Source organism: Acidiferrobacter sp. SPIII_3 (assembly GCF_003184265.1).
Classification (GTDB): Bacteria; Pseudomonadota; Gammaproteobacteria; order Acidiferrobacterales; family Acidiferrobacteraceae; genus Acidiferrobacter.
In genome coordinates, this window is sequence record NZ_CP027663.1 from 581,030 (window position 1) to 606,439 (window position 25,410).

Annotated in this window: 33 protein-coding genes and 1 CRISPR repeat array (1 of these 34 running past the window's edge); of the genes, 27 read left to right on the forward strand and 6 right to left on the reverse strand. The window is 65.6% G+C overall.

Features of this window, described 5'->3' with window-relative positions; all coding sequences use genetic code 11:
• Positions 1-183: direct repeats of the CRISPR family, unit length 36 nt; unit sequence AGTATACATCGTCGGGATATGAGCGCTGGCCGGAAC (it extends 183 nt beyond the left edge of the window).
• Positions 184-216: 33 nt separating this feature from the next.
• Complete coding sequence (locus C4901_RS03050) at positions 217-573, reverse strand: type II toxin-antitoxin system PemK/MazF family toxin (RefSeq protein WP_110136077.1); 357 nt, start codon at positions 571-573, stop codon at positions 217-219.
• On the reverse strand, positions 566-802 hold the full coding sequence (locus C4901_RS03055; RefSeq protein ID WP_110136078.1) for a ribbon-helix-helix protein, CopG family: 237 nt from the start codon (positions 800-802) through the stop codon (positions 566-568). The genes C4901_RS03050 and C4901_RS03055 overlap by 8 nt, the downstream gene beginning before the upstream one ends.
• A 225-nt stretch (positions 803-1,027) precedes the next feature.
• Here C4901_RS03055 and C4901_RS03060 point away from each other — a divergent pair, with 225 nt between their 5' ends.
• Positions 1,028-1,645 carry a nucleotidyltransferase domain-containing protein gene (locus C4901_RS03060; protein WP_110136079.1) on the forward strand — a complete coding sequence of 206 codons (618 nt, stop codon included), beginning with the start codon at positions 1,028-1,030 and terminating at the stop codon, positions 1,643-1,645.
• On the forward strand, positions 1,632-1,925 hold the full coding sequence (locus C4901_RS03065; protein WP_110136080.1) for a hypothetical protein: 294 nt from the start codon (positions 1,632-1,634) through the stop codon (positions 1,923-1,925). Before C4901_RS03060 ends, C4901_RS03065 begins: the two co-directional genes overlap by 14 nt.
• Before the next feature lie 177 nt (positions 1,926-2,102).
• On the opposite strand, the gene C4901_RS03070 is transcribed toward C4901_RS03065, so the two are convergent.
• Both C4901_RS03070 and C4901_RS18380 read right to left on the reverse strand, forming a co-directional pair.
• On the reverse strand, positions 2,103-3,788 hold the full coding sequence (locus tag C4901_RS03070; RefSeq protein ID WP_168185517.1) for a beta-propeller fold lactonase family protein: 1,686 nt from the start codon (positions 3,786-3,788) through the stop codon (positions 2,103-2,105).
• Positions 3,789-4,159: 371 nt separating this feature from the next.
• Positions 4,160-4,609: a hypothetical protein gene (locus C4901_RS18380; protein WP_110136082.1), complete on the reverse strand. Its 450-nt coding sequence runs from the start codon at positions 4,607-4,609 to the stop codon at positions 4,160-4,162.
• 260 nt (positions 4,610-4,869) lie between these two features.
• Between C4901_RS18380 and C4901_RS03080 the strand changes: the two genes are divergently transcribed.
• Positions 4,870-5,526, forward strand: a complete 657-nt coding sequence (locus C4901_RS03080; RefSeq protein ID WP_145960602.1) for a hypothetical protein — start codon at positions 4,870-4,872, stop codon at positions 5,524-5,526.
• On the opposite strand, the gene C4901_RS03085 is transcribed toward C4901_RS03080, so the two are convergent.
• Positions 5,523-6,089 carry a hypothetical protein gene (locus tag C4901_RS03085; RefSeq protein WP_110136084.1) on the reverse strand — a complete coding sequence of 189 codons (567 nt, stop codon included), beginning with the start codon at positions 6,087-6,089 and terminating at the stop codon, positions 5,523-5,525. The genes C4901_RS03080 and C4901_RS03085 overlap by 4 nt on opposite strands.
• 273 nt (positions 6,090-6,362) lie before the next feature.
• Here C4901_RS03085 and C4901_RS03090 point away from each other — a divergent pair, with 273 nt between their 5' ends.
• The 23 genes from C4901_RS03090 to tatC all read left to right on the forward strand — a co-directional run bounded on the left by C4901_RS03090 (position 6,363) and on the right by tatC (position 21,757).
• Complete coding sequence (locus C4901_RS03090; RefSeq protein WP_240611816.1) at positions 6,363-7,184, forward strand: ABC transporter ATP-binding protein; 822 nt, start codon at positions 6,363-6,365, stop codon at positions 7,182-7,184.
• Between the two features lie 14 nt (positions 7,185-7,198).
• Entirely contained in the window at positions 7,199-7,972 is a 774-nt protein-coding gene (mlaE, locus tag C4901_RS03095) for a lipid asymmetry maintenance ABC transporter permease subunit MlaE (RefSeq protein ID WP_110138499.1), read from the forward strand.
• A gap of 17 nt (positions 7,973-7,989) precedes the next feature.
• Entirely contained in the window at positions 7,990-8,445 is a 456-nt protein-coding gene (gene mlaD / locus C4901_RS03100; RefSeq protein ID WP_240611817.1) for an outer membrane lipid asymmetry maintenance protein MlaD, read from the forward strand.
• Positions 8,446-8,471: 26 nt separating this feature from the next.
• Entirely contained in the window at positions 8,472-9,098 is a 627-nt protein-coding gene (locus C4901_RS03105; RefSeq protein WP_110136086.1) for a phospholipid-binding protein MlaC, read from the forward strand.
• Positions 9,095-9,394 carry a lipid asymmetry maintenance protein MlaB gene (locus tag C4901_RS03110; RefSeq protein ID WP_110136087.1) on the forward strand — a complete coding sequence of 100 codons (300 nt, stop codon included), beginning with the start codon at positions 9,095-9,097 and terminating at the stop codon, positions 9,392-9,394. Before C4901_RS03105 ends, C4901_RS03110 begins: the two co-directional genes overlap by 4 nt.
• Positions 9,391-10,323, forward strand: a complete 933-nt coding sequence (locus C4901_RS03115; RefSeq protein WP_110136088.1) for an ABC transporter ATP-binding protein — start codon at positions 9,391-9,393, stop codon at positions 10,321-10,323. Before C4901_RS03110 ends, C4901_RS03115 begins: the two co-directional genes overlap by 4 nt.
• Positions 10,324-10,542: 219 nt before the next feature.
• Positions 10,543-11,298, forward strand: a complete 756-nt coding sequence (locus C4901_RS03120) for an ABC transporter permease (protein ID WP_110136089.1) — start codon at positions 10,543-10,545, stop codon at positions 11,296-11,298.
• A 61-nt stretch (positions 11,299-11,359) separates the two neighbouring features.
• Positions 11,360-11,578 (forward strand): BolA family protein, encoded by a 219-nt coding sequence (locus C4901_RS03125; protein ID WP_110136090.1) that lies wholly within the window; start codon positions 11,360-11,362, stop codon positions 11,576-11,578.
• A gap of 34 nt (positions 11,579-11,612) precedes the next feature.
• On the forward strand, positions 11,613-11,927 hold the full coding sequence (gene grxD, locus C4901_RS03130; protein ID WP_110138500.1) for a Grx4 family monothiol glutaredoxin: 315 nt from the start codon (positions 11,613-11,615) through the stop codon (positions 11,925-11,927).
• Positions 11,928-12,005: 78 nt separating this feature from the next.
• Positions 12,006-13,301, forward strand: coding sequence for a UDP-N-acetylglucosamine 1-carboxyvinyltransferase (gene murA / locus C4901_RS03135; RefSeq protein ID WP_110136091.1), 1,296 nt, complete (start codon positions 12,006-12,008; stop codon positions 13,299-13,301).
• A gap of 1 nt (position 13,302) precedes the next feature.
• On the forward strand, positions 13,303-13,941 hold the full coding sequence (gene hisG, locus C4901_RS03140) for an ATP phosphoribosyltransferase (RefSeq protein WP_110136092.1): 639 nt from the start codon (positions 13,303-13,305) through the stop codon (positions 13,939-13,941).
• Complete coding sequence (gene hisD / locus C4901_RS03145; RefSeq protein ID WP_110136093.1) at positions 13,938-15,236, forward strand: histidinol dehydrogenase; 1,299 nt, start codon at positions 13,938-13,940, stop codon at positions 15,234-15,236. The genes hisG and hisD overlap by 4 nt, the downstream gene beginning before the upstream one ends.
• Positions 15,229-16,296, forward strand: a complete 1,068-nt coding sequence (locus C4901_RS03150; protein WP_110136094.1) for a histidinol-phosphate transaminase — start codon at positions 15,229-15,231, stop codon at positions 16,294-16,296. Before hisD ends, C4901_RS03150 begins: the two co-directional genes overlap by 8 nt.
• 35 nt (positions 16,297-16,331) lie before the next feature.
• Positions 16,332-16,919 carry an imidazoleglycerol-phosphate dehydratase HisB gene (gene hisB, locus C4901_RS03155; protein WP_110136095.1) on the forward strand — a complete coding sequence of 196 codons (588 nt, stop codon included), beginning with the start codon at positions 16,332-16,334 and terminating at the stop codon, positions 16,917-16,919.
• Positions 16,920-16,925: 6 nt separating this feature from the next.
• Positions 16,926-17,576: an imidazole glycerol phosphate synthase subunit HisH gene (gene hisH, locus C4901_RS03160; RefSeq protein WP_110136096.1), complete on the forward strand. Its 651-nt coding sequence runs from the start codon at positions 16,926-16,928 to the stop codon at positions 17,574-17,576.
• Positions 17,570-18,328 (forward strand): 1-(5-phosphoribosyl)-5-[(5-phosphoribosylamino)methylideneamino]imidazole-4-carboxamide isomerase, encoded by a 759-nt coding sequence (hisA, locus tag C4901_RS03165; RefSeq protein ID WP_110136097.1) that lies wholly within the window; start codon positions 17,570-17,572, stop codon positions 18,326-18,328. The genes hisH and hisA overlap by 7 nt, the downstream gene beginning before the upstream one ends.
• Positions 18,328-19,083 carry an imidazole glycerol phosphate synthase subunit HisF gene (gene hisF, locus C4901_RS03170; RefSeq protein ID WP_168185518.1) on the forward strand — a complete coding sequence of 252 codons (756 nt, stop codon included), beginning with the start codon at positions 18,328-18,330 and terminating at the stop codon, positions 19,081-19,083. The genes hisA and hisF overlap by 1 nt, the downstream gene beginning before the upstream one ends.
• Positions 19,080-19,505: a phosphoribosyl-AMP cyclohydrolase gene (hisI, locus tag C4901_RS03175; protein ID WP_110136098.1), complete on the forward strand. Its 426-nt coding sequence runs from the start codon at positions 19,080-19,082 to the stop codon at positions 19,503-19,505. Before hisF ends, hisI begins: the two co-directional genes overlap by 4 nt.
• The gene (locus tag C4901_RS03180) at positions 19,502-19,825 is read left to right on the forward strand and encodes a phosphoribosyl-ATP diphosphatase (protein ID WP_110136099.1); all 324 of its coding nucleotides are present in this window, start codon (positions 19,502-19,504) and stop codon (positions 19,823-19,825) included. Before hisI ends, C4901_RS03180 begins: the two co-directional genes overlap by 4 nt.
• A 2-nt stretch (positions 19,826-19,827) precedes the next feature.
• A complete protein-coding gene (locus C4901_RS03185) occupies positions 19,828-20,163 on the forward strand; it encodes an HIT domain-containing protein (protein WP_110136100.1) in 336 nt (111 codons plus the stop codon).
• A gap of 9 nt (positions 20,164-20,172) precedes the next feature.
• Entirely contained in the window at positions 20,173-20,439 is a 267-nt protein-coding gene (gene tatA / locus C4901_RS03190) for a Sec-independent protein translocase subunit TatA (RefSeq protein ID WP_110136101.1), read from the forward strand.
• 12 nt (positions 20,440-20,451) lie between these two features.
• Positions 20,452-20,898 (forward strand): twin-arginine translocase TatA/TatE family subunit, encoded by a 447-nt coding sequence (locus tag C4901_RS03195; protein WP_110136102.1) that lies wholly within the window; start codon positions 20,452-20,454, stop codon positions 20,896-20,898.
• Positions 20,879-21,757, forward strand: a complete 879-nt coding sequence (tatC, locus tag C4901_RS03200) for a twin-arginine translocase subunit TatC (protein ID WP_110136103.1) — start codon at positions 20,879-20,881, stop codon at positions 21,755-21,757. The genes C4901_RS03195 and tatC overlap by 20 nt, the downstream gene beginning before the upstream one ends.
• Before the next feature lie 216 nt (positions 21,758-21,973).
• Here tatC and C4901_RS03205 read toward each other — a convergent pair whose 3' ends face one another.
• Positions 21,974-23,428 (reverse strand): MFS transporter, encoded by a 1,455-nt coding sequence (locus C4901_RS03205; protein ID WP_205736157.1) that lies wholly within the window; start codon positions 23,426-23,428, stop codon positions 21,974-21,976.
• Between the two features lie 476 nt (positions 23,429-23,904).
• Between C4901_RS03205 and C4901_RS03210 the strand changes: the two genes are divergently transcribed.
• Complete coding sequence (locus C4901_RS03210; protein WP_110136105.1) at positions 23,905-25,089, forward strand: glycosyltransferase; 1,185 nt, start codon at positions 23,905-23,907, stop codon at positions 25,087-25,089.
• The last annotated feature ends 321 nt before the right edge of the window (positions 25,090-25,410 follow it).

Below are 25,410 nucleotides of genomic sequence, written 5' to 3' on the forward strand. Positions count from 1 at the left end.
GCACTGGGGGGATGTAGTATACATCGTCGGGATATGAGCGCTGGCCGGAACTTGAGATCGAGCGCAGCGCCCCCGGCACTGAGTATACATCGTCGGGATATGAGCGCTGGCCGGAACTTACCAGAGGGCGGCACACCGCCCGCAGCGAGTATACATCGTCGGGATATGAGCGCTGGCCGGAACCGTAGGTCAAGTCCTCCGAATAAACAGGCGCGCTCAGGCGACTACAGGCAAAAGATCCAGCACTTCGGTCAGCGCGGTATCCACCCGCGCCAGGAACTCAGGGGCACACTGCAAGAGCGGACCCTCAGTCAGGCGGCGATTGTCGATGGCGCGAAGCTGGTCTAGGAGCAGATCAGAGTCCCTCTTCAGCCGGCCTTGTGCCGGCAGACGCAGGCGTAAGGGCTCCGCGTTGTCGGTAAGGCGGGTGGTTAAGGGAATAACAAGCGTGGAGGGGTGCTCGGCATCCAGCAATGCTTGGCTTTGGACGATCAGAACTGGGTGTATCTTGCCCGGTTCGGTGCCACGTCCCGGATTGAGATTGGCGAGCCAGACACTGCCGCGCTTACGCATCCGGTGCGTCTTCGATGACGTCAAATTCGGCGTTGACGCGCATGCTCTCGCCACATACTCGCCGGGAAACCTCCATCATGCGCCGACGGCGCTGTTCAGTGCTGAGCTGGTTATTGAGCGTGACTATGGCGCGGCGAATGTACTCCGCGCGCGGGATGCGCAACTCCCGGGCACGCTTGTCGGCTTCCTTGATAAGGCTCTCTGGGAGACGAAGGGAAACGGTAGTCATTTCCGTAGCTCATTATGTAGCTTGCCATCAATATACGTCATGTGCGCGGTTTCGGCAACCGGCGTCTTTAATGGCCGCAGGTCGGCACCGATCGAGGGTTGCGGCGGGTTGCCCGGCTAACATGCAATGGATGCAAAAAGGGGATTGCAAGGTACCCGAAACGGGTATTGAGATACGTAAAATGGGTATGCGTGGCCAGCCAGGCCGTCGAGACCGAGTGCCACCATGCGACACAAGCCTGCGCTGCGGGCGACAAGCCTCGCCGACGCGTTGTTTTCGATGACGCAGCGGCGCGTGTTGGCGCTCCTCTTTGGTCAGCCCGAACGGAGTTTCTTCACTACTGAGATCATAGGCCTGGTCGGCGCCGGATCGGGCGCCGTGCGGCGTGAGATCCGACGCCTGGTGGAGAGCGCGTTGGTTATGGTGGCGCGCATCGGGAACCAGAAGCATTGCCAAGCCAACCTTAGCTCGCCGATCTACGAGGAACTGCGGGGCATTGTGGTCAAGACCCTTGGCTCGGCGGAAGTATTGCGCGGGGCGCTGGTGCCGCTCGGGGACAAGGTGCGGCTGGCGCTGGTGTATGGATCGATCGCGAAGCGCAAAGACACGGCGTACAGCGACATCGATCTATTGATCGTACCGGACATCCCGGCGTTGGAGCTGGTTTATGAGCCGCTGGCGCTCGCCGAGCAACAACTGGGCCGGCGTGTCAGCCCGACTTTGTATGCCGGGGCGGAGTTCCACCATCGTCGGGAGAGTGGCCACCCGTTTCTCACAAAGGTGTTGGCGGGCGACACGGTCTTGCTGGTCGGTGATGACGATGAGCTCCTTGCCGCTCGATAATCTTGTTCGCGTCGGCCAACTCAAGACCGAACCGCCAGCGCAAGCGGAGTTCGACGGTGCGGTCCGTTCGGGCCGGGTGCGACTCAGGGATGCGGATAATCCGGCCCTGGCCCTGGAGGGCCGCTTCGATCCCGCTTACAACGCCGCGCGCGCCTTATCGCTCGCGGCGCTCCGCTGGCATGGCTATCGACCGGAGAACCGGTATCGGGTCGCGGCACGCGGACCTATTACGCGGGAGCGGTCTCCGCCCGGTTCGTTCTCATTGAACGGCGTGTCTTGATGAGTTGACAGGTGTGTGCGGAACATGACGGCCCAGGACCGGCCTCACCATCCCGGATATGTTTTGGTCATCATGGCGTGCATCTTTGGCCCCGCGGGTTCTTGGTGCCCTCCTAGCCCCTCGAGCGGTGGGCGTTGTGTGCCTCTCCGCTTGAGGGGTTGTTTGTGGGGCGGAGTATCAGTTGAATCCTCCCGCAGCCACCGCCTGAACGGTGCAGGCATGGGTCGCATATTGACCTATGGTCGCATACCCGGCGCCTGTCATGCTGCTGAATGAGGGGATGGAGATGGCCTGGATGCTGCCATTGTTGTAGTTGGGGGCCGTGCAGTCGTCCAGGACATAGAGGGTCTTGCCGTCCGCGCTCAAGGCGAGCCCATAGGCGTTGGCGAAGTTTCCCTTGATGACAGTCGGCGTGTAGTTCCAGGTGCCTGTGGCCGATTGCGGATTCTGGCGCACGAACACATCCAGCGCCCCGCTTTGCATGGCGACATAGAGCCGCCGCCCCTTGGGGCCGATGGCGAGCCCGAGGGGTTTGAGGTCGGTGGTGGCCACGCCGTTGTCCGAGGTCAGGGTGCCGTTTTGGGCATTGATCGAAAAGATCGAGACCGCCCCCGAGGTCTGTGAGCCGCCATTGCCGTTATCGGACACATAGAGATGGCGGCCGGACGGGCCGATGACGATCGTCCAGGGATTAGTGCCGGTTGCGGCCGCTGAACTCATCCCCAGGGTCCCGCTCGCCGGTGTAAGGCTGCCGTTATCGGGATTTATGGCGAAGGCATCGACGAGGCTGCCGGCGAATTCCGAGGAATAGAGGAAGCGGCCCGTGGGGTCGATGGCAAGCAGCATTGGGTAGTTGCCGTAGACCTGAGTGCGGTATCCCGTGCTGAAAGGACTCGGCATGCCTTGGCTCAGCTGGTAGCCGTCGATGGTACCGCCCGTACTCTGCCCGGTGCTGTCGTCGTAGTGGCTATTGGCGACGTAGAGGTAGCGCCCGGAGGGATCGACGGCGACCCCCATCGGGCTTTGTCCGGCTGGAATGGAACTGGGTGCGCCCAGGGGGCCGTTTGCGGAGGTCATGGCGAAGGTGGTGACATCGCCCTGGCCGGCTTGGGCCCAATCGGAGGCATACAGATGCAGGCCGTCGGGGGCGATTGCCGCCGCGCTCGGGCCTTGGTCGGCGATATTCGTGGTGCAGGCATTGCAGGTGTAGGCGCTGGCCGGTGTCCCGAGCGTCCCACCGGACTCTATGGGGTAGGCGGCGATCGAGGTCGTGGACTGGTTGACCACATAGAGGGTCTGGGGCTGCAGGGTCACGGTGACCGGCACACTCAGGGCGGCGGCCGGCATAAGCCGGGTGCGCAGTACCGCGCTCGAGGTCAGGGTGGCCCCCGATGCCCCTGGCGACAGGGCGTAGGCTAGCAGATCGGCGCGACTCCCGTTGCTCACGAAGACGTAATGGCCACCCGGAGAGGCGGTAATCGCGGTGGCGGTGCCGCGGCCCGCGATGGGTGTCGTGGATGGCCCGCTTATGGTCCCACCGCTTGCCGGATAGTAGGCGGTCTCGATGCCGCTCGATGCATTCCCGGTGATCGCAAGTCCGTTCCCGGTGACTGTTATGCCAACCGGACTGAGGCCGCTTGGCAGCGGCTGCGAGTTTTGCGCGGTGAGCGTGCCGCCGCTGGCGACGGTGTAGCCATATACGCCGTTCGATGTGAGCACATACAAATCCCCGGCACCATCGGCGGCCCCGGCGATGGTGCCGCTCAAGGCGGTGGTGGAGAGCTTGGCGGGCATCCCGCTGCCGGCGCTGAAGGTGGTGATGCCGTCGGCGCCAAGCCCATAGAGGATGCCGGGACCGGCCACGAGGCTTGTGAGGGAGGCGCTCGGGCTTGTGGCGCAGCTTGGCGGGCATCCCGCTGCCGGCGCTGAAGGTGGTGATGCCGTCGGCGCCAAGCCCATAGAGGATGCCGGGACCGGCCACGAGGCTTGTGAGGGAGGCGCTCGGGCTTGTGGCGCCGATCACAGTCAAGGTCCCGTTGGCGCCGATGCTAAAGGCCGTGATGGTGTCATTGCCGGTGTTCAGGGCGTAGAGGTCGGAGCCCACCACCGCAAGCGAGGTGGGCTGCGCGCCGCTTGTCACGGGGGTCCCCAGGGATGTCAGGCGGTCGGTCTGGCTGTCCCAGGCATAGGCCGAGACCGTCTCGCTCTTGCCGTTGGCCACGTACACGTAGCGGTCAGCACTCACCGCCACGGCATCCGGTCCCTGCCCCGTGGGCACATAGCCTCGATCGACCAAGGCCCCGGTCCACCGAGACCGTCTCGCTCTTGCCGTTGGCCACGTACACGTAGCGGTCAGCACTCACCGCCACGGCATCCGGTCCCTGCCCCGTGGGCACATAGCCTCGATCGACCAAGGCCCCGGTCCACGGATTACGCAGATAGAATGTCAGGCTGTGGGTGCCGGAGGGCACGAGGAGGAGCGAGGATTGGGCGGTCGTACTCTGACCGAACGTCGGGGCGGTCGAGGAGGTGGGGGAGGTGCCCTGCGGGTTCGATGGGCTTGTGGTCTGACCGGCGCCGCCCGACGGTGCTGATGTACTGTTGCCGGAACTCCCCGAGCCCTGGCAGGCGGCGAGCAGCGCCGCGGCCAGCAATGAGAGAGCGATACGTGATTTCGTGGCCATAATACCGTTCCTTGTGGGATGAGCACGTCTCACCGTGCTGGGCAGTGTGGCCGTTACGGTCGCGATCGCCCATCGGCCGGAAGGCTGATGGAGAGCTTTTCACGTAACTGGAATAATATGCTCCACAAGCGTGGTCATCCGTGGGCGCGGGGCGGCGGTTCTTGTGATGGGTGTGGCGATGTGGTCGAAGGTGCAGGCCGGGGCGGGGTTCGCCTGCGCGATGATGGTGCCGCTTGGCCGGGGCCGTTATCATGGCGCCCATGACAAACGCCCCCACCCCCCTTCTCATTGGCGCGCGCGGCTACGCACACGCCCGCTGGCGAGGCGCGTTTTATCCAGACGACCTGCCGCGCGAGTGGCGTTTCCTGTTCTACAGCCACCGCTACCCGGCACTGCTCATGCCCGCGCGGGCCTGGGGCCCGGACCCGGCGCGACTCGCGCTCTTCGGTGACGAGGCGCCGGCGGATTTTCGTGTGGTGTTGGAGATTCCAGAAAAGAGTCTGCCGCGCATGGCGGAGGTCGCGCATTGGCCCGCGCCCTTGGTGGCCGGCTGCCTGGTGCGCCTCTCGCGCCTCGATGCGGCGCACAGAAAGCCGCTTGCGGCCCTGGCGCGGGCGCTGCCTGTGACCGTCGATGTGCGCTCCTGCCCGGCGGGGTGCCGCGAGGAGTTGGCGGCCTTGGGAGTCGGGGTGTGCGGCCGCCCGGACGCCTCCCGCGCGCCCGCGGGTCCGTTTGCGGTGAGCCTCGTTGATCGCATCGACCGGCGCGCGCTCGGCGCGGCCCTGCGGGGGCTCATCACGATCGACGCCCCGGCGGGCTCGGCGCTCTTTTTTTGTGAACCGGCGACGGCGCTCACCGGGCTCGATGAGGCGTTACTCCTTGCCGACCTACTGATGGGCTCGCAGGCCGGGCTTTAGAAGAGCAGGCTCACACCCGTATACAGGCCCACCCCCGACATGTTGACGCGCGTCCCGTAGATGACGCCGCCCGGGACATAGAGGCCGCGCAGTTCGGTATAGAAGCCGACGCTATGCGCCCACTCAAGCTCCACCCCTCCATCGACCTCAAGGGCCGGACCTATGCCGGTGCCGCCCGCCACCCCGCTCACATGCGTATCGGCAAGCCCCACACCGGCGCCGATATAGGGATACACGTGCGCCCACGGCCGGTGATATTTTTTGAGGGTCAGCAGGAAGAGCCGCGAGGCCACGTCGCCGTTGCCGCCAGAGTTGCTGATGGTGTTATTGGAGAGCAGCAGTTCGCCCCCATAGGCGATGCCGTTATAGTAGCGCTTCTCCCAGGCGATTCCGAAGACTCTGTTGCCGGCGGTGCTCAAGGCGCTGTCGCGACCGGCCACCGTCTGGTGGGTGTGGGCCAGATGCGTGGCCCCGATCGTCAGGATCAGGGCGTCTTCGGCAAAGGCGCTCGGCGCGGCCAGCACAAGGATAGCGAGCACCGCAAGACGATATCGGCGATTCACGATTTTCTCTCCGCCTGATGAGGCCGACCCGATTATAGGGGAGGCGCGCGCGTTTGCCCATGCCGGCCCCGCCGTCTGTCGCGGACGATCGGTGCGCCCCGGACGCGCGGGGTTTCGTGTGCGGGCCTTGATGTGGCATGCTTGTGCGCACGCCAAGGGCGTGCGAGCCCCCGCGATGTGGGCGCCGGAGGACGCGGGCGCGGCCGTAAGACGGGCGGGCCGTGCGGCCCGCGCGATGGGCAAGAGGCACTATAACGACATTAAGGATGGGCCGTGGACCGACCGACGAGTACCGAGCCTCTGGTGACGGTGCGCGATCTTGCGTTTTATCGTGACGACCGCCCGATCTTTGAGGGCCTGAATCTCACGGTTGCGAAGGGGGGTGTGACCGCCATCATGGGGGGCAGTGGGGCGGGCAAGACGACGCTTCTTAGCCTCATCGGCGGCCGGCTCCTGCCGGCGCGCGGGACTGTGACGGTAGCCGGCGAGGTCGTGGGGACGCTGTCTCGCAAGGCGCTCTTCGCGCTGCGCCGGCGCATGGGGATGTTGTTCCAGTCGAGCGCTTTGCTCACCGATCTCGATGTCTACGAGAATGTCGCGTTTCCGATGCGCGAGCATACGCGACTCCCGGAGACCCTGATCCATGATCTGGTCTTGATGAAGCTCGAGATGGTCGGCCTGCGCGGCGCGCGCAAGCTGTTTCCCGCCGAACTGTCGGGTGGGATGTCGCGGCGCGTGGCGCTTGCGCGCGCCATCGCGCTTGACCCGATGATGGTCATGTATGACGAGCCGTTCACGGGGCTCGACCCGATCTCCATGGGCGTCATCGTAAAGCTCATCCGCGAGCTGAACGATGCGCTCGGCATGACCTCCATCATCGTCACCCACGACGTGGTCGAGGCCTGTACGATTGCCGACTACATCTATCTCCTGGGCGAAGGGCGGGTGATCGCCGAGGGGACCCCGGCCGATATGAAAAAGACCGACGCCCCCGAGGTCCGGCAGTTCATGGGCGGTCTGCCGGATGGCCCGGTGGCCTTCCATTATCCGGCGTCGCGATACCTGGACGATCTCTTGATGGCGGACCGATCGTGAGCTCGGGGGTGGATATGATCAGCGGGCTCGGACGCCGGGTCATCAGCGGCGTCAGCCGTCTGGGTCACGCCACGCTCTTTCTGGCGCGTTTGATGCCGGCCCTGGGCGCGGCCCTGGCGCGCATGCGCCTGATCGTCCAGCAGCTCTACATGACCGGCGTGCTGACGCTCGTCATCGTGGTGGTGTCCGGGGCCTTCGTCGGCATGATCCTGGCCTTGCAGGGTTACAATACGCTGGTGCGTTACGATGCCCAGTCGTCCCTCGGATTGCTGGTCGCGCTGTCGCTTACACGCGAGCTGGGTCCGGTCCTTACGGCATTGTTGTTCGCCGGCCGCGCGGGCTCGGCCTTGACCGCCGAGATCGGGCTCATGAAGGCCACCGAGCAATTGGCCGGCATGGAGATGATGGCGGTCGACCCGCTGTCGCGGGTGGTGGCCCCGCGGTTTTGGGCGGGGTGCGTTGCGGTCCCCCTGCTCGCCATGATCTTCAGCGCCGTCGGGGTCATCGGGGCCTATATCGTGGCGGTGGGCGACCTCGGATTGGATGGGGGGGTCTTCTGGTCGCAGATGCAAAGCGGCGTGAGCGTGTCGAACGATATCATGGGCGGTCTTGTCAAAAGCGTTGTGTTCGGTTTTGTCGTGAGTTGGATCGCGGTGTTCGAGGGCTATGACGCCAAGCCCACCTCCGAGGGCGTGAGCCGCGCCACGACGCGCACGGTGGTGAGTTCGTCGCTCGCGATCCTGGGCCTTGATTTCATCATGACGGCATTCATGCTGCGAGGGCTATGAATATGCAGGCGAGGAGTATGGAGTTCGCGGTCGGCCTGTTCGTCGTGGCGGGGCTATTGGCCCTCGCCATGCTGGCGCTCAAGGTCGGCAATATTCACGCACTGAACTTAGGCGGGACCTATGCGGTCACCGCCGATTTCAACGACATCGGGAGCCTGAAGCCCAAGGCGCCGGTGACGGTCGCGGGCGTGCGCGTCGGACATGTGGCGCGCATCACGGTCAATCCGACCACTTATCAGGCGGTGGTGACCCTTGATCTTTTAAAGAAGTACCGTTTCCCGCGCGACTCGAGTGCGTCCATCGAGACCGCCGGGCTCCTTGGAGAGCAATACGTGAGCCTGAGCCCGGGCGGCAGCCGGCACTACCTGAAGAACGGTAGTAAAATTCGCATCACGCAATCTGCGATTATTCTCGAAAAGATCATAAGCCAACTGCTCTACAGCAAGGCCGGCCATTCCTCCGGCCATAGTTGACCAACACTGAACGGGAGAGGGATGGAATGACATTGACCAGACGCTATGCCGGTGCGCTCATTCTGCTCGGTTGCCTTATGCCGGCGTGGGTGTGGGCGGCGATCACGCCTTCGACGCCGCCCAACGTGATCGTCCACGAAAAGACCAATGTGATATTGCACCTGATCGAACAAAAGCGCGCCGTCTATGACCACAACAAGGCCGCCTTGTACGCCATGGTCGACAAAGAGGTCGTGCCTTATTTCGATTTTCGGCGCATGTCCCGCTGGGTGCTGGCGCGTTACTGGCGCACCGCCACGCCGGCGCAGCGGGCAGCCTTTACAACCCAGTTCCGCGATCTCCTGGTGCGGACCTACGCCACTGCGTTGTTGAGCTATTCCGGGCAGCGCATCGCCTATCTGCCGTACCGTGCCGGCGCCGGAAGCCGGCATGCCATGGTCAAGACCATGATCCTCGAGAACAATGGCAGCGCGAACATCCCGCTCGACTATATGTTCGTCCACAAAAAGGCCGGGTGGAAGGTCTATGACGTGACCATAGATAACGTGAGTCTCGTGACGAACTATCGCTCGGTCTATGGCGGCAAGATCCGCCGGCATGGCCTGAACGCGCTCATCGCGAGCCTGAAGCGCGCCAACGGCGGCGTCTCTTGAGCGCTCGCCTGACCCTGCAGGCGCCCGGTCGTTACCGCCTGGAGGGCGCCATTCACTTCGGCGCACCCTTGCCAGAGGATCTGCAGGCGCCCGGGATCGTGCCCGTGGCGGGGGCCGCGACGGTGGCGCTCGACGGGCTCGAGCAGGCCGATTCCGTGGCGCTGGCGCTCTTGATCGAGTGGCGGCGACAGGCGCGTGCCCAGGGCTTCCGGCTCACCCTGGCCGAGGTCCCCAAGCGCCTCGCGGCCTTGATCCGCGTCACGGGGGTGGGTCCGGTCTTCGAAGACGCGCCATGAGCGTCCCCTGCGCGGGGCCGGCCATCGAGGTTGCGGGCCTTCACAAGCGCTTTGCGCGCGTCCACGCCGTCTGCGGGGTCGATCTGACCGTCCGTCAGGGGGAGTTCTTCGGGCTGCTTGGGCCAAACGGTGCCGGAAAATCCACGCTCATCAATATCCTGGCCGGACTCACGCGTCCCGACGAAGGACGCGCGGCGATCTGCGGACACGATGTCATCGCCGACTACCGGGAGGCCCGGCGGGCGCTCGGCGTCGTGCCCCAGGAGGTGGTCTTCGATCCGTTTTTCACGGTGCGTGAGGTGCTGACGATCCAGGCCGGTTATTTCGGGCTCAAGGGGCCCAAGGACAAGGCCTGGCGCGAGGAGCTGCTCGCGGCGCTCATGCTGTCCGACAAGGGCGATGCCAACATGCGCACCCTCTCTGGAGGCATGAAGCGCCGGGTCCTGATCGCCCAGGCCCTGGTCCATCGGCCGAGGGTGGTCATCCTTGATGAGCCGACCGCGGGCGTGGATGTCGAGCTGCGCGCGTCCTTGTGGGTGTTCATACGGCGCCTGCACGCCGAGGGCCATACGATCGTGCTGACCACGCATTATCTGGAGGAGGCCGAGGCCCTGTGCGAGCGTATCGCGATCATGCAGGGCGGGCGCATCGCGGCGCTCGATACCAAGGAGGCCTTGCTGCGCCGGGCACTGTCAAAGACCTTGCGGGTGACGACCGCGGAGCCGGCGGCCGCGCTCCCGCCAAGGCTTGCGCCCAAGTTACGCAAGCGCACGGCCAATATCCTCGAGTTTGCCCTGCAGCAGGGCACCGACTCCATCCCCGAGGTCCTGGAGTCCTTACGCGCCGCGGGCCTTGTAGTGACCGACATCTCGACCGAGCAGGCAAGTCTCGAGGAGGTGTTTCTGGAACTCACGAAAAAGAGCGCCTGACCCCCGCCGGCCTTAAGGGGGTCCTGATGGGCGCGCGGGTGACCGCTGCCGGGTCTTGGGCTTGATAAAGGGGTCGGCCGCCCGGCACGGAGGGGGCGCGTGCTACAATGGTGTCTTCTGGGGGTCTGGCGAGACCGGATCGCGTGTAGGCCTCGCGACCGCCGAGCCGACCGTGGCCGCCTCCCGGCCATCGCGCCTTTTCCTTACGGATATGTCGATATGAACGGCTTTTCGACCTTGTTTTACAAGGAGTTACTCCGCTTTTACAAGGTCTCTTTCCAGACCATATTCGCGCCGGTGGTGACCGCGCTCCTCTACCTTCTGGTGTTTGCCAGCACCTTCAGGGGGCGTCCGGACATCCTGCCGGGCGTGCCTTATGCGGCGTTTCTGATCCCGGGCCTCATGATGATGTCCATGATCCAGAACGCGTTCGCCAACAGCTCGTCGAGCCTGATCCAGTCGAAGATCGCGGGCAATCTCATCTTCATCCTGCTCTCGCCGCTGTCGGCCCTGGAGTTCTGTTTGGCGTTCGTGGGGGCGTCGGTGATACGTGCCTTGTGCGTGGCCGTAGGCGTCTATGTCGCGGCGGTCTTTTTCGTGGCGCTGCCGGTCCGGCATCCGCTGTTTCTGATCCTGTTTGGTGTCCTTGGGAGCGCCGCGCTCGGTGCCCTTGGGGTCATCGCCGGGGTGTGGGCGGAGCGCTTCGATCAGCTCGCCGGCTTTCAGAATTTCGTGGTCGTGCCGTTGTCGTTTCTAAGCGGCGTCTTCTATTCCTTGCGCAACCTGCCCCCCTTTTGGCAGATGGTGTCGCGCCTGAACCCGCTGCTTTACATGATCGACGGTTTCCGCTATGGGTTCTTCGGGACGTCCGATGTGCCACCGGGGTTGAGTCTTGGCATAGTGGCCGGCTTCTGCGCGCTTGTGTCGCTGCTGGCGCTGGCGTTGGTCGGGCGGGGCTACCGCCTGCGGAATTAGCCCTTTCCCGTGGTCCCGGAGACGGGTATCCTTAAAGGTTAGATGGGATCGGTATCACGACATGATTACACCGCAAGAGATCAAGGACCTCATAGAGGCCGGGTTGCCGGACGCGCAGGCGCGGGTGAGCGGCGATGGCCATCACTTCGAGGCCACCGTGGTGTCGCCGGCCTTTCAGGGTAAGACCCGGATTCAACAGCACCAATTGGTGTACGCGGCCCTGGGTGACCGGATGCGTGAGCAGATACACGCCTTGTCGCTGAAGACCGACCTACCGTGAGGGCGGGGCGGACACGTCTGATGGGAGATTGATGATGAGCATTGAAGATCGTATTCGGGAGCAGGTCACGGAGAACGACATCGTTCTCTACATGAAGGGTACGCCGCAGTTTCCTCAGTGCGGCTTTTCCGGGAAATCCGTGCAGATGCTGAAGGCCTGCGGCGCGCAGTTCAAGGGCATAGATGTGCTCGCCGATCCGGAGATTCGCGATGGCATCAAGCGCTTCTCCAACTGGCCGACCATCCCCCAGCTCTACATTCGTGGCGAGTTCATAGGCGGTTGCGACATCATGTCCGAGCTCTACGAGAAAGGGGAATTACAGAAGCTCGTGTCGGGCGCCGGGAGTTGAGCGACCCGGGACAGGGCTGGAATAAGGCCGCCGGGCCGGCGGCCTTATTTTTTCTCAAAATGGGGGGACGGCGCGACCGTGGATAAGCTCATTGTCAATGGGGGCGCGCCCTTGCGCGGCGAGATCCGGATCTCGGGCGCCAAGAACGCCGCCCTCCCTGTGCTCGTAGCCTCGCTTCTGACCAAAGAACCCCTGCGCATCGGCAATGTACCGCACCTCCAGGACATAACGACGACCATGGAGCTTCTCGGTCGCATGGGGGTGCGGCTTGTGGTCGATGAACACATGACCATAGAGGCCGATGCCTCGGACATCCACACGCTACGCGCCCCTTACGACCTGGTGCGCACCATGCGCGCGTCGATATTGGTGCTAGGCCCCCTGCTCGCGCGCTTCGGGGAGGCCGAGGTGTCCATGCCCGGGGGCTGCGCCATCGGCTCGCGGCCGGTCAATCTGCACATCAAGGGCCTGCAGGCGATGGGTGCCGATATCACCATCGAGGATGGCTACATCCGCGCGCGCACGAAGCGCTTGAAGGGGGCGCGCATCTTCATGGATGCGGTGTCGGTGACGGGGACCGAGAACCTGCTGATGGCGGCGACCCTGGCCGACGGGACGACGGTCATCGAGAACGCCGCGCGCGAGCCCGAGATCATCGATCTCGCCGACTGTCTGAACCGCATGGGTGCGCGCGTGAGCGGCGCGGGCAGCGCGGTGCTGACCGTGGAGGGCGTGAGCGAGTTGCACGGCGCGCGCCACGACATCATCCCCGATCGCATAGAGACCGGCACCTATCTGGTGGCGGCGGCCATGACCGGCGGCTCGGTGAAGCTGCGTTGCGCGCGCCCGGCGCTGCTCGAGGCCGTGCTCGACAAGTTGCGCGAGGCCGGGGCCGCCATAGAGACGGGCCCCGACTTCGTGCGATTGTCGATGGAGGGACGCGAATTGCGCGCGGTGAACGTGCGCACCGCGCCCTACCCGGCGTTCCCGACCGACATGCAGGCCCAGTTCGTGGTCTTGAACGCCATTGCCGCGGGCACCGGCACGGTTGTGGAAACGGTGTTCGAGAACCGTTTCATGCACGTCCATGAGTTGCAGAGGATGGGTGCGGATATCGCCATGGAGGGCAATATGGCGGTGGTGCGCGGGGTCAAGGCCCTGCACGGCGCCCCGGTCATGGCCACCGATCTGCGCGCCTCGGCAAGCCTCGTGCTGGCCGGGCTCGTGGCGCGATCCGAGACGCTCATCGATCGCATCTATCATATCGACCGAGGCTACGAATGCATCGAGGAGAAGCTCGCGCAGCTCGGGGCGCGCATCCGCCGCATTCCGGGCTCGCAACTCGGCGACTGGACGACGCGGCAGACGGCTTGAGATGGTGACGCTGGCCTTATCGAAGGGGCGTATCCTGGAGGAAAGCATCCCCTTGCTGGAACGCGCCGGGATCGTCCCCGAGGAGGATCTCACGAAGACCCGGCGACTCATCGTCGGCACCAGCGTCCCCGACGTCCGGCTGGTGGTGATACGCGCCGCCGACGTGCCGACCTACGTCCGCTATGGCGCCGCTGATCTCGGCATCGCCGGCCGGGATGTGCTTCTGGAGGACGGCGGCGAGGGGCTCTATGAGCTCGCCGATCTCGGCATCGCCACCTGCCGGCTGATGGTGGCCTCGCCGATCGACGAGGCACCGCGCGAGGGCGCGCGCTCCTGGACCCGTCTGCGCGTGGCCACCAAGTATGTCCGCATCACCGAGCGTTATCTGGCCGCGCAGGGCATCCAGGCGGACATCATCCATCTCTACGGTTCCATGGAGCTCGCGCCGCTCGTGGGATTGGCGGATCGCATCGTGGATCTCGTGAGCAGCGGACGGACGCTGGCCGCCAATGGACTAAAGCCCATCGAGCATGTCCTCGACGTGAGCGCCTGGCTCGTCGCCAATCGTGCGGCCATGAAGATGAAATACGAGGCCTTGAGGCCGATAATCGCCTGTTTGGCGGGGGAGCGGGGGCAATGAGCGGTATCGCGCGACTGCGTACGCAAGACGAGACCTTTGGCGCGGCTTTCAAGGCCCTGCTCTCGCGCAGCGAGACCGATTCGCGCAACGCCGAGGCGGTGGCCCGCGAGATCATAGAGGACGTGCGCGCCCGGGGCGATGCCGCGCTGCTCATGTGGACCGAGCGCCTCGATAAGCGTGCCGCGCGCACGGTCGCGGAACTGGAGGTCCCGGCGCAGGCGCTGCGCGCGGCCTTCGAGGGCTTGGCGCGCGCCGAGCAGGAGGCCCTGCGCGAGGCCGCGGCGCGTATCCGGACGTTCCATGAACATCAGGTCCTCGTGCCGCACATGCAGGAGGATGCCCTGGGTTCGCGTCTTGGCCAGAAGATTACGGCGCTGGACCGGGTTGGCCTGTATGTGCCGGGCGGCAAGGCCGCCTATCCCTCATCGGTGCTGATGAACGCCATCCCCGCGCGTATCGCCGGGGTCGGCGAGCTCGTCATGATGGTCCCGGCGCCGGGCGCGCCACCACCACTCGTGCTTGCCGCAGCCCACGTGGCCGAGGTCGACCGCGTGTTCCTGGCGGGCGGCGCGCAGGCGATTGCGGCGCTTGCCTATGGCACCGCCAGCGTGCCGCGTGTCGACAAGATCGTGGGACCCGGAAACGCCTATGTGGCGGCCGCCAAGCGTCTGGTGTTTGGAAAAGTGGCCATCGACATGATCGCCGGGCCCTCGGAGGTGGCGATCGTCTGCGACGGGGCCACCGATCCCTCCTGGATCGCCTATGACCTCTTTGCCCAGGCCGAGCACGATGAGGGGGCGCAGGCCCTGCTGTTTGCCCCCGACGAGGCGTTCCTGGGCGCGGTGGCCCGCGAGATCGATCGGCTGCTGCCGGGGATGGAGCGCCGCGCCATCATAGAAAAGGCGCTTGCCGGTCACGGGGCCCTGATCGCGGTGCGCGACTTAGACGAGGCCCTGGCGCTTGTAAACGAAGTAGCCCCCGAGCACCTCGAACTCTCGTTCGATGGGGCCGAGGCGGTACTCGATCGCGTGCGTCACGCCGGCGCGATCTTCGTGGGGCGCCATACCGCGGAGTCGCTGGGGGATTATTGCGCGGGTCCCAACCACGTCCTGCCGACATCCGGGACCGCGCGCTTTAGTTCGCCGCTCGGGGTGTATGATTTCCAGAAGCGGACGAGCATCGTGTTCTGCACCCCCCAGGGGGCCGCGGTGCTCGGCAAGACCGCCTCGATCCTGGCGCGCGGCGAGGGGCTCACCGCGCACGCGCGCTCCGCCGAGTGCCGCATGCATGGCTGATGTCTCGCGTTTCATAGCCGCCGGCGTGCGCGCGCGCAGCGCCTATCACGTAGCATCCGGCGAGCCCGCGATCAAGCTCGATGCCATGGAGAGCCCCTATCGTCTGCCCATGGAGCTGCGCGATCGCTGGCTCCACGCCTTGCGCGACCTGGCCTTGAACCGCTACCCGTCGCCCGAGCAGTACGAGCGCGTGAAGGCGCGGCTTGCGCGCGATGCCGGACTTGCGCCGCACACAGGCGTCGTCCTCGGCAACGGCTCGGACGAGATCCTGCAAAACATCCTGTTGGCGCTTGGCAGCGATGTCACGGTGGTGGCGCCCACGCCGACCTTCGTCATGTACGAGCAGATCGCCACCATCCTCGGCCGGCGCTTCGTCGGTATACCGCTGAAGGAGGACTTTGCGCTCGATGTCCCGGCATTGCAGGACGCGCTCGCCCGGCATGCCCCGGCGTTGCTCTTTCTGGCCTACCCAAACAACCCGACCGGCACCCTGTACCCGATGGATGCGGTGCGCGCGCTGCTCGATGTCGACGGCGCCGCGGTCGTGATCGATGAGGCCTACCACCCGTTCGCCCAGGCAAGCCTCATGGGGGCGGTGGAGGATAGGCCGCGGCTGCTGGTCGTGCGTACCCTGTCAAAGTACGGCCTGGCGGGACTGCGCTTCGGGTGGCTCGCCGCCGATCGCGCCTGGACCGACGAGCTGGAGAAGGTCCGCCTGCCCTATAACGTGGGCGTGGTGACCGCCACGAGCGTGGAATTCGCCCTCGACTACGCCGATGTGTTCGCCGACCAGGCGGCGCGCATACGCGCCGAGCGCGGCCGACTGTACGAGGCGCTGCGCGCGCAGGTCACGGTATGGCCGAGCGAGGCCAATTTCCTGCTCTTTCGGCCACCGGTCCCGGCGGACGCCGGGCGCATCCATGCGCGCCTCAAGGATGCCGGCATCCTGATCAAGAACCTAGCGGCGGCCGGTGGGGCGCTGGCCGGCTGTCTGCGGGTCACGGTCGGGACCCCCGCGGAGAATGATGCCTTTCTTGCGGCCCTGGCCCGGGCCTTGTAGGCTGTTTCGGCGGCGCCCCTAGAAGAGGAACGGTTGTGCGGACGGCAAATGTCGTAAGGAAGACCCTGGAGACCGAGGTCGCGGTGACCTTGGCGATCGAAGGCAGCGGCGCCTCGCGCCTGAAGACCGGTCTGCCGTTTTTCGAGCACATGCTCGATCAGGTGGCCCGCCATGGGCTCATGGATCTTACCATCGAGGCCACCGGCGATCTCGCGGTCGATGCCCACCACACCGTGGAGGATGTCGGCATCACCCTCGGCCAGGCGCTCGCCCAGGCGATGGGTGACAAGGCGGGACTGAGCCGTTATGGCCATGCCTATGTGCCGCTCGACGAGGCCTTGACGCGCGTGGTGGTGGACCTGTCGGGGCGCCCGGGGCTCTTTTACCGGGCCACCTTCCCGCGCGCCCGCATCCACGATTTCGATGTCGACCTCATAGAGGAGTTCCTGCGTGGTTTCGTCAACCATGCGCGCGTCACCGTGCATGTCGACGTGTTGGCCGGACACAATGCCCACCATGTCGCCGAGACCCTGTTCAAGGCCTTCGGGCGCGCGCTGCGCATGGCGCTTGCACCCGATGTGCGCGCCGCCGCGCAGATCCCATCCACCAAGGGTAGTCTCTAGTCAGCCATGTCGCGTGTCGCGGTCCTGGATTACGGTATGGGCAATCTGCGTTCGGTGGCCAAGGCCCTGGAGCACGTGGCCCCGAAGGCGCGCGTGACCCTGGCCGCGGATGCGCGCGCGGTGGCCGCCGCCGACCGCGTGGTGTTCCCGGGGCAGGGGGCCATCAAGGGCTGCATGCAGGCGCTGGTGCGCGATGATCTGCGCGACGCGGTATGGCAGGCCGCGCGCGAACGCCCGTTTCTGGGCATCTGCCTGGGGCTGCAGGCCCTCTACGAGCGCAGCGAGGAAGGGGGCGGTGTCGCCGGGCTGGGCCTTTTCCCGGGGGTCGTGCGCCGGTTCGCGGGGGCGGTCGATCCCCAGGGTACGCGTCTCAAGGTGCCGCACATGGGTTGGAACCGTGTGCGGCAGGTGCGCGCGCACCCGCTCTGGGAGGGCATAGCCGATGACACGCGCTTCTACTTCGTGCATAGCTACTACGCCGACAGCGCCGCCGCCTCGGAAACGGTCGGCGTGACCGACTACGGGCCTCGCTTTACATCGGCCGCGGCCTATGGAAACATCTTTGCGGTACAATTCCATCCAGAGAAGAGTCAGCGCGCCGGGTTGCGCCTGCTTCAAAACTTCATGGCTTGGGACGGGCGGACCGAGAAATGCTAATCATTCCAGCGATTGACCTGAAGGACGGTCAGTGTGTCCGGCTACGGCAAGGCCGGATGGACGACGAGACGGTGTTTTCCAGCGATCCGGTGGAGGTCGCCGGCCGGTGGGCCGACGAGGGCGCGAGACGCATCCACGTGGTGGACCTGAATGGGGCCTTTGCCGGCGAACCCATGAATGCGCGCGTCATCCACGAGATCGCCCGCAACTATCCCGATATCGTGATCCAGGTGGGGGGCGGCATCCGCACCGAGGAGACCATCCAGACCTACCTTGATGCCGGTGTGCGCTACGTCATCCTCGGCACCAAGGCGGTGAACATGCCGCACTTCGTGGGCGACATGTGCGCGGAGTTCCCGGGACACATCCTCGTCGGCCTCGACGCCAAGGAGGGTAAGGTGGCGACCGACGGCTGGTCGAAGCTGTCGGGGCATGACGTGGTGGATCTCGTGCAGCGCTATCAGGACGACGGGGTCGAGGCCGTGATCTATACGGATATCGGTCGTGACGGCATGATGCATGGCGTCAATATCGAGGACACGCGTAGGCTCGCGGCCGCGATCTCGATCCCGGTCATCGCCTCGGGCGGTATCGCGAGCCTGGAAGACATCCGCAAGTTGTGCGCGATCGCAGACAGCGGGGTGCAGGGCGCCATTACCGGCCGCGCCCTTTACGAAGGCAAACTGCTGCTGCGCGAGGCGCAGCGCCTGGCGGACGAACTGGACCGGTCCGGCAGCGGCGCCACCGTCTGATGCTGGCCCGGCGCGTCATCCCCTGTCTTGACGTCGACTGCGGGCGGGTGGTGAAGGGCGTGCGTTTTCAGGAGATCCGGGATGCCGGCGATCCGGTCGCGGCCGCCCGTCATTATGACGAGGCCGGCGCCGACGAGCTCACCTTCCTCGATATCAGCGCGAGCCACGAGGGGCGCGCGACCATGGTATCCGTGGTCGAGGCGATCGCCACCCAGGTGTTCATTCCGCTGACCGTGGGCGGCGGCGTGCGTACCGTGGCCGACGTCCGCCGGCTGCTCAACGCCGGCGCCGACAAAGTGAGCATCAACTCCGCCGCCGTCGAGCGCCCGGACTTCATAAAGGAAGCGGCCGATCACTTCGGCGCGCAGTGCCTGGTGGTCGCGGTCGATGCCAAGGCGGTGGATGGCCATTGGGAGGTCTTCACCCATGGCGGGCGGCGCGCCACGGGCCTCGATGCGGTGGAGTGGGCGGCGCGCATGGCGGCGTTCGGCGCCGGCGAGATCCTGTTGACGAGCATGGACCGCGACGGCACGCGCGATGGATTCGATCTCCCCCTGACGCGCGCGGTGACCGATGCGGTATCGGTACCGGTCATCGCCTCCGGCGGGGTGGGGACGCTGGCGCATCTCGCCGACGGGGTCCTTAAGGGCCACGCCGATGCCGTGCTCGCGGCGAGCATCTTTCATTTCGGGGAGTTCTCGGTGGACGAGGCCAAGCGCTACATGGCCGGTTGCGGTATCGAGGTGCGCCTGTGAGCCCCCCGCCGTGGGTGGCGCAGGTGAAGTGGTCGGCCGACGGGCTCGTGCCGGCCATCGCCCAGGACGCGCGCAGCGGGCGGGTGCTGATGCTGGCATGGATGAACGCCGAATCCCTGGCGGCGAGCCTTGCGGAGGGCCGGGCCGTCTATTGGTCGCGTTCGCGCGGCCGTTTGTGGCGCAAAGGGGAAGAATCGGGCCACATCCAGCGTCTACAGGAGGTACGGCTGGATTGCGACGGGGATGCGCTGCTTTTGCAGGTGGAGCAGGTCGCGGGTATCGCCTGTCATACCGGGCGCGAAAGCTGCTTTTTCTCGCCCCTGCAGGGTGAACGCTTCGTGGCCGTCGATCCGGTCCTTAAGGCCGCGAGCGAGATTTATGAACAGGCGGGCAGCGCAAAGCCCGGATCGGGAGTAGAATGACCGACGATGTGCTGACCGAGCTCTATGCGATCCTGAGGGCTCGGGCGGGGGCCGACCCCAAGACCTCGTATGTAGCCTCGCTCTACCATAAGGGCCTGGATGGCATCCTGAAGAAGGTCGGCGAAGAGGCCGTCGAGACCGTGATCGCGGCCAAGGGGGATGACCCCGCGGCCCTCATTCACGAGACCGCCGATCTGTGGTTTCACTGTCTGGTGATGCTCGCCTACCGGAATATCGCGCCCGAGCAGATCCTGGCGGAACTGAAGGCCCGGATGGGGCGGTCGGGTATCGAGGAAAAGGCGAGCCGCCACGAGGGATAGCCATGGCGCCATGCATCTTCTGTCAGATCGTCGGAAACCAAATCCCGGCCCCGCGACTCTATGAGGATGAGCGGCTCATCGTGATCGCCGACAAGTATCCCAAGGCCCCGGTCCATATGCTCGTCATAACGCGCGAGCACATCCCGAGCTTGAACGAGGTGGGACCGGGGCATGCCGAGCTCATGGCGCATGCGATCGCGGTTTTGCCGGAGGTGGCGCGCCGGGCCGGTCTCGACGACGGCTTCCGGACGATCATCAACACGGGGCCTGGCGGCGGCCAGGAGATCCCCCATTTGCATATCCATGTGCTGGGCGGTGGCCGGTTGCCCGGTTTCTAGGAGGCGGCGATGGACTTGTTCAGTATCTGGCACTTGTTGATCATCCTGGCGGTCGTGATCTTGCTTTTTGGCACCAGCAAGGTGCGCAATATCGGCAGCGATCTCGGGGGCGCCATCAAGAGTTTTCGGAGCGCCATGAAGGAGGAAGACGCTGCGAACGGCGAGGAGGAGGCTGCGGCGAGCCCGACTGCCAATGGGGGCCGTGTCATCGAGGGGCGGGCCAGCGCCGCCGACGGACCCAAGGCCAAGGGTGGCGCACGCGCGCGCAAGGGTTAGGCCTCGGGGCTGATGTTCGATTTCAGTTTCACGGAGCTCCTGATCATAGGAGTCGTCGCGGTCATCGTCCTCGACCCTCGCCATCTGCCGGATGTGGCGCGCGGCGCCGGGCGATGGGTGGCGCGTGCGCGACGTTTCATGACAAAGATGAAGGAGGACCTGGACGGCCAGGTCGGGACCGAGCATCTCGCGCCCTTGCGCGAGCTGAACCAGGAGTGGCAGCGCACCAAGGCCCTGCTCCAGGATTCATTGCCCAGTGAGTGGCAAGACTCGCTGGGCGATGAAAGTCCAGATCGCACGCCGCCGGCGCTCGAGGCCTCCCCCGATGTCCCGCGCCGTCCTCCGCGTCCCGCCTCACCGTCGCGCCGGCGCCGCCGCCGCGGGCGGCGACGACCGCCCCACCGCGCGCAAGCCGGGACCTCCAGCGTAGGGAAGGGCAATGGCGGCGAAGGCGTCTGAGGGCGCTGAAGCCAGTTTTATCGAACACCTCCTTGAATTGCGGACGCGCATCCTGCGATCGGCGATCGCGGTGCTGGTGTTGTTCGTGGGCCTGTTCCCGTTTCGCAACACGCTCTATCGGCTCCTGGCGCGCCCCTTAACCGCGGTGCTTCCGCAAAACGGGGCCATGATCGCCACCAATCTCCCGGCGACCTTCATTGCGCCGCTGAAGCTTGCGTTGGCCACCGCGGTGGCCGTGGCCATACCCTATATCCTGTACCAGGCATGGGCGTTCGTGGCGCCCGGGCTCTATCAACGCGAACGCCGTCTGGTCACGCCCCTGCTGGTGTCGAGCACCCTGCTCTTCTATCTGGGCATGGCCTTTGCCTATTTCCTGATCTTTCCCCTGGCCTTCGGCTTCTTTGCGCATGCCGCCCCCACGGGTGTGCGCGTCATGACCGACATCAATCATTACCTGAGCTTCGTCCTGACCCTGTTCTTCGCGTTCGGCCTGGCCTTCGAGGTGCCGGTGGCGATCGTGCTGCTGGTGCTCATGGGCGTCCTGCGCCCCGAGACATTGTCGGGCAAGCGCCGCTATGTCATTCTCGGGGCCTTCGTCCTGGCGGCCATCATCACACCCCCCGACGCGTTCTCGCAGACGGTGCTGGCGCTCGCCATGTGGGCGTTGTTCGAGGCCGGCCTGTTCGTCGCTTACCGTATCAGGCCACACTCGTCGTCGGCCGAGTTGACGGATCCGACACCCACACCTACACCGGTCATCCCGCCGCCGCGCGAGATCACGCCGGAATCCCGTCCCCGGCGTCGTCCACGCCGCCGGCGTCGAGCGCGCAGGCCCCCGCCGTCCGGAGACGAGCCATAAGCGCCCCCCGGCCCGCCGCGGGGCGCTTTAGGGATCGGTCGTGCCGACCGACGATCAGGGGTGTCGCAGGGCGCGGATTTGCGACCGAAGGGGCGTTTGGATACGCCTATCAGGTGCCCTTGGCCGGACCCGCGAAGCGGCACGGGCCGATCGCGGTGGCGCATGTCGTGCACCTTTGCCGGGCCTTGCCCCGCTGGGCGGGATGGGGGTGAAGACTTACCCCATGTCCTGTCCGGCCCCGTTGCGCCCGTCCCCATTGGCTACGGGCTCGTCTGTAAGCGATGCTGCGATCGATTCCAGCGAGCGGCCCTCGGTGGCGAGCCCGTAACGCCATTCGGCCAGTGCCCCGAACAGCATGAGGATGGCCCCGAGCATGTACCCCCAGAAGACCCGGTGGCGCGAGCCGCTTGCAATCAACACCCCGAGCAGGCTCGGCGCCACGACCCCCCCTACGGCCGTGCCGAAGGCGAAGAATAGCGCGATAGCGCTGGCGCGAATTTCCAGCGGGAAGCTCTCGCTTACCGTCAGATACGCGGCGCTCGCGCCCGCCGAGGCAAAGAAGAACGCCGCCGCCCATGCCCCGGTCTGCGCGCTGCCGCCGAGGAGCGCCCCGCGAAAGAGCCACGCGGCAATGATCATGAGTATGCCGGACAGGGCGTAGGTGCCGGTGATCATCGGCCGCCGGCCGACGGTGTCGAAGAATCGGCCGAGGAGTGCCGCTCCGAGAAAATTACTGAGGGCAAACGGCAGAAGGTAGGCGCCGACATCTGTGGCGCGCGTGTGATAGAAACGCACCAGCACGAGCGCGTAGGTGAAGAAAAAGGCGTTATAGAAAAAGAGCTGTGCCACCATCAGTGTCGCGGCCAGGACGGCGCGCTTGCGGTAGCGCCTGAAGATCACCCGCGGCGCCGTGAAGAAGCGCACGGGGTAGGCGCGCCTGACCCTGCCGGTTTGGCCATCGTGCCCCGGCGGTTCAATGCCCGCGCGCCGCTCGATGGCGGTGACGATCGCATCGGCCTCCTGCATGCGGCCGCGGCTTGCAAGCCAGCGCGGGCTCTCGGGGATCAGTCGACGCAACCGCAACGCCAGCAGCCCGAGAAGGGCACCCAGGGTAAACGCCACCCGCCAGCCGAGGGCGGGGGCTATGACCCCGCTATGGAGGATCACGAGACTGAGCGTGGAGGCGGCCGCCGAGCCGATCCAGAAGCTGCCGTTTACCAGCAGATCAATACGTCCGCGCCGGCGCGCCGGGATGAGCTCCTGAATCGCGGAATTGATGGCGCTGTACTCACCGCCGATCCCGGCCCCTGTCAGGAAGCGAAACAGCGCGAAGCTCGCAAGCCCCCAGGATAGACCGGTGGCCGCGGTCGCGCCGATATAGAGGAGCAGGGTCGTCGTAAAGAGTCTTTTGCGTCCATAGCGGTCCGCGAGATAGCCAAATACCAGACTCCCGACGACGGCGCCCACGAGGTAGGCACTGGCGGCGACGCCGATATCCGGTGCCGACAGGTGCAGTGTCGCGCGTCGCTCGAGCAGTGCCGCAAGCGAGCCGACCAAGGTGAATTCGAGCCCATCGAGGATCCACGCCACCCCCAGGGCCGCGATGACAGTGACGTGGAATCGGCACCATGGCACGCGATCCAGCCGGCCCGGGATGTCGTCCTTATCCACGCCGGCATATTGCGCATCATGGCAAGAATCAGCAGGCATCCACGCGATTCTAGCAGGAGCCGGCGCTCAATGTAAGCGGCGATCCGGCTGCGCTTCCTGACATTCAACAGGACCATATATGCGGTACCATGGTAATATAATCCCGTTCATGCGCGCATGCGCGGCGCGGCATGCCAGCCAATGCGTCCTTGGGCTCGCCGGCGGCCGGGAATGCCTTGCGAGGAAGGCAGGCCAAGAGCGCATCCGGGGCCGCGTACGCCCCTGCGCGATCTGCGGCCGCACCCGCGGGATCCGGCGGCCAGGGGCGCCATGACCATCGCCGCGCCGCCGGGATCGGCCGGGCTTGTCATCAGACTGGCATATTCCTGTGACATAAACGAGCCCATGAAACGAGACGGCATGACGCTGGCAGTGCCGGAAGGGGTCGGTGGCGAGCCCTTCTCCCGAGTTCCGTACCACCATACAGGACCCAGGGCATGCGTATCTTGATGGTCTCCGACACCTATTTTCCGCGCGTGAGCGGGGTTGCGAGTTCGATCCGCAGCTTCCGCGCCGGTCTTGCCCGCCTGGGGCATGAAGCGCACCTGCTGATCCCCGCTTATGGTGCGGGTGACGGCGCAGAGCCCGGGATCTTTCAGGTCCCCTCCTGGCGTATCGCGCCCTATCCGGAGGAGCGGCTGATGACCCCCTCGGGATGCCTGCGCATCGCCCGGCGCCTCGCGTCCCGGCGCTATGACGTGATCCACATCCAGACGCCGTTCATGGCGCACTTTTGGGGCCGCTATCTCGCCCGCCGGTGGGGGATCCCGGCCGTGCTGTCCTATCACACCTATTTCGAGGCCTATGTCGGCCATTATTATCCGTGGATACCGAGCGCGCTCGCGCGCCGTGGGATCCGCCGGCTCTCGCGTATCCAGTGCCATTGCGTTCAGACCGTGATCGTCCCGTCGGCGGCCATGGCCGGGGTGGTCACGGGCTATGGTGTGCGCACGCCTATCAAGGTGATCCCGACCGGCATCGATATCCCATCGCCCCCCGCGGACAGTCGTGTCGCGTTTCGCGCCCGTCACGGCATAACACCGGAACGACCGGTGTTGCTGTATGCCGGGCGCCTGGCCCCGGAAAAGAATCTCCCGTTCCTTCTGCGGGTCATCGCGCGCCTGCGATCGGCACTCCCGGACATCCTGCTATTGTTTGCCGGAGACGGCCCGGCACGCGCCTCCCTGGAGTCGCAAAGCCGGCGACATGGCTTAAGCGACTCGGTGCGTTTTCTCGGCTATCTCGATCGCGACGGCGCCTTGAGGGACGCCTATCAGGCCGCGGATCTCTTCGTCTTTTCGTCCCTGACTGAGACCCAGGGCATGGTTCTTCTGGAGGCCTTGGCCGCCCGGCTCCCGATCGTGGCGATCCCGGCCCTCGGTGTGGCGGATCTTCTCGCAAGCCGCAAGGGTAGCCGCGGCAGCGCCGCCGATCCGGACAGTTTTGGTGCCGAGTGTCTGGCGATACTGCGTGATCCCGCGCTACGCGCCCGCCTCGCTGCAGAGGCGGGCCATCTGGCGGCGCGCTGGTCCCGGGAGGCCATGTCACAGCGTTTGATCGAGGTCTATGAAACCCTTGTCGACGAGGCCCAGGTCGCGCATTGCGGTATTCAGGGACGCTGACATCACGGCCGGCCGCCGGCGGGCGGTCTGCGGTGACCATGGGGTACCGGCCGACAAGCGGCGATGCCGCGCAGCGACGGGAGGCAAGACATCATTAACGGCGGACGCAAAACAGGCGGCATCCCCCGGCGCGCCTTCGGATCGGAGGAAGTGGGCCGTCCGCGCACCGCCTACCGCCAATACCCGGGCGTGCCGCCGGAGGGCCGCGAAAGCGTTGATTGTGGCCGACTCCTATCCGCGCGCCGGCACCCGCAGGGTCGGTCGGGCCGTGTGGATACAATGGACCATTCTTTTGGACATCCCGTCACGTCGATCCACGTT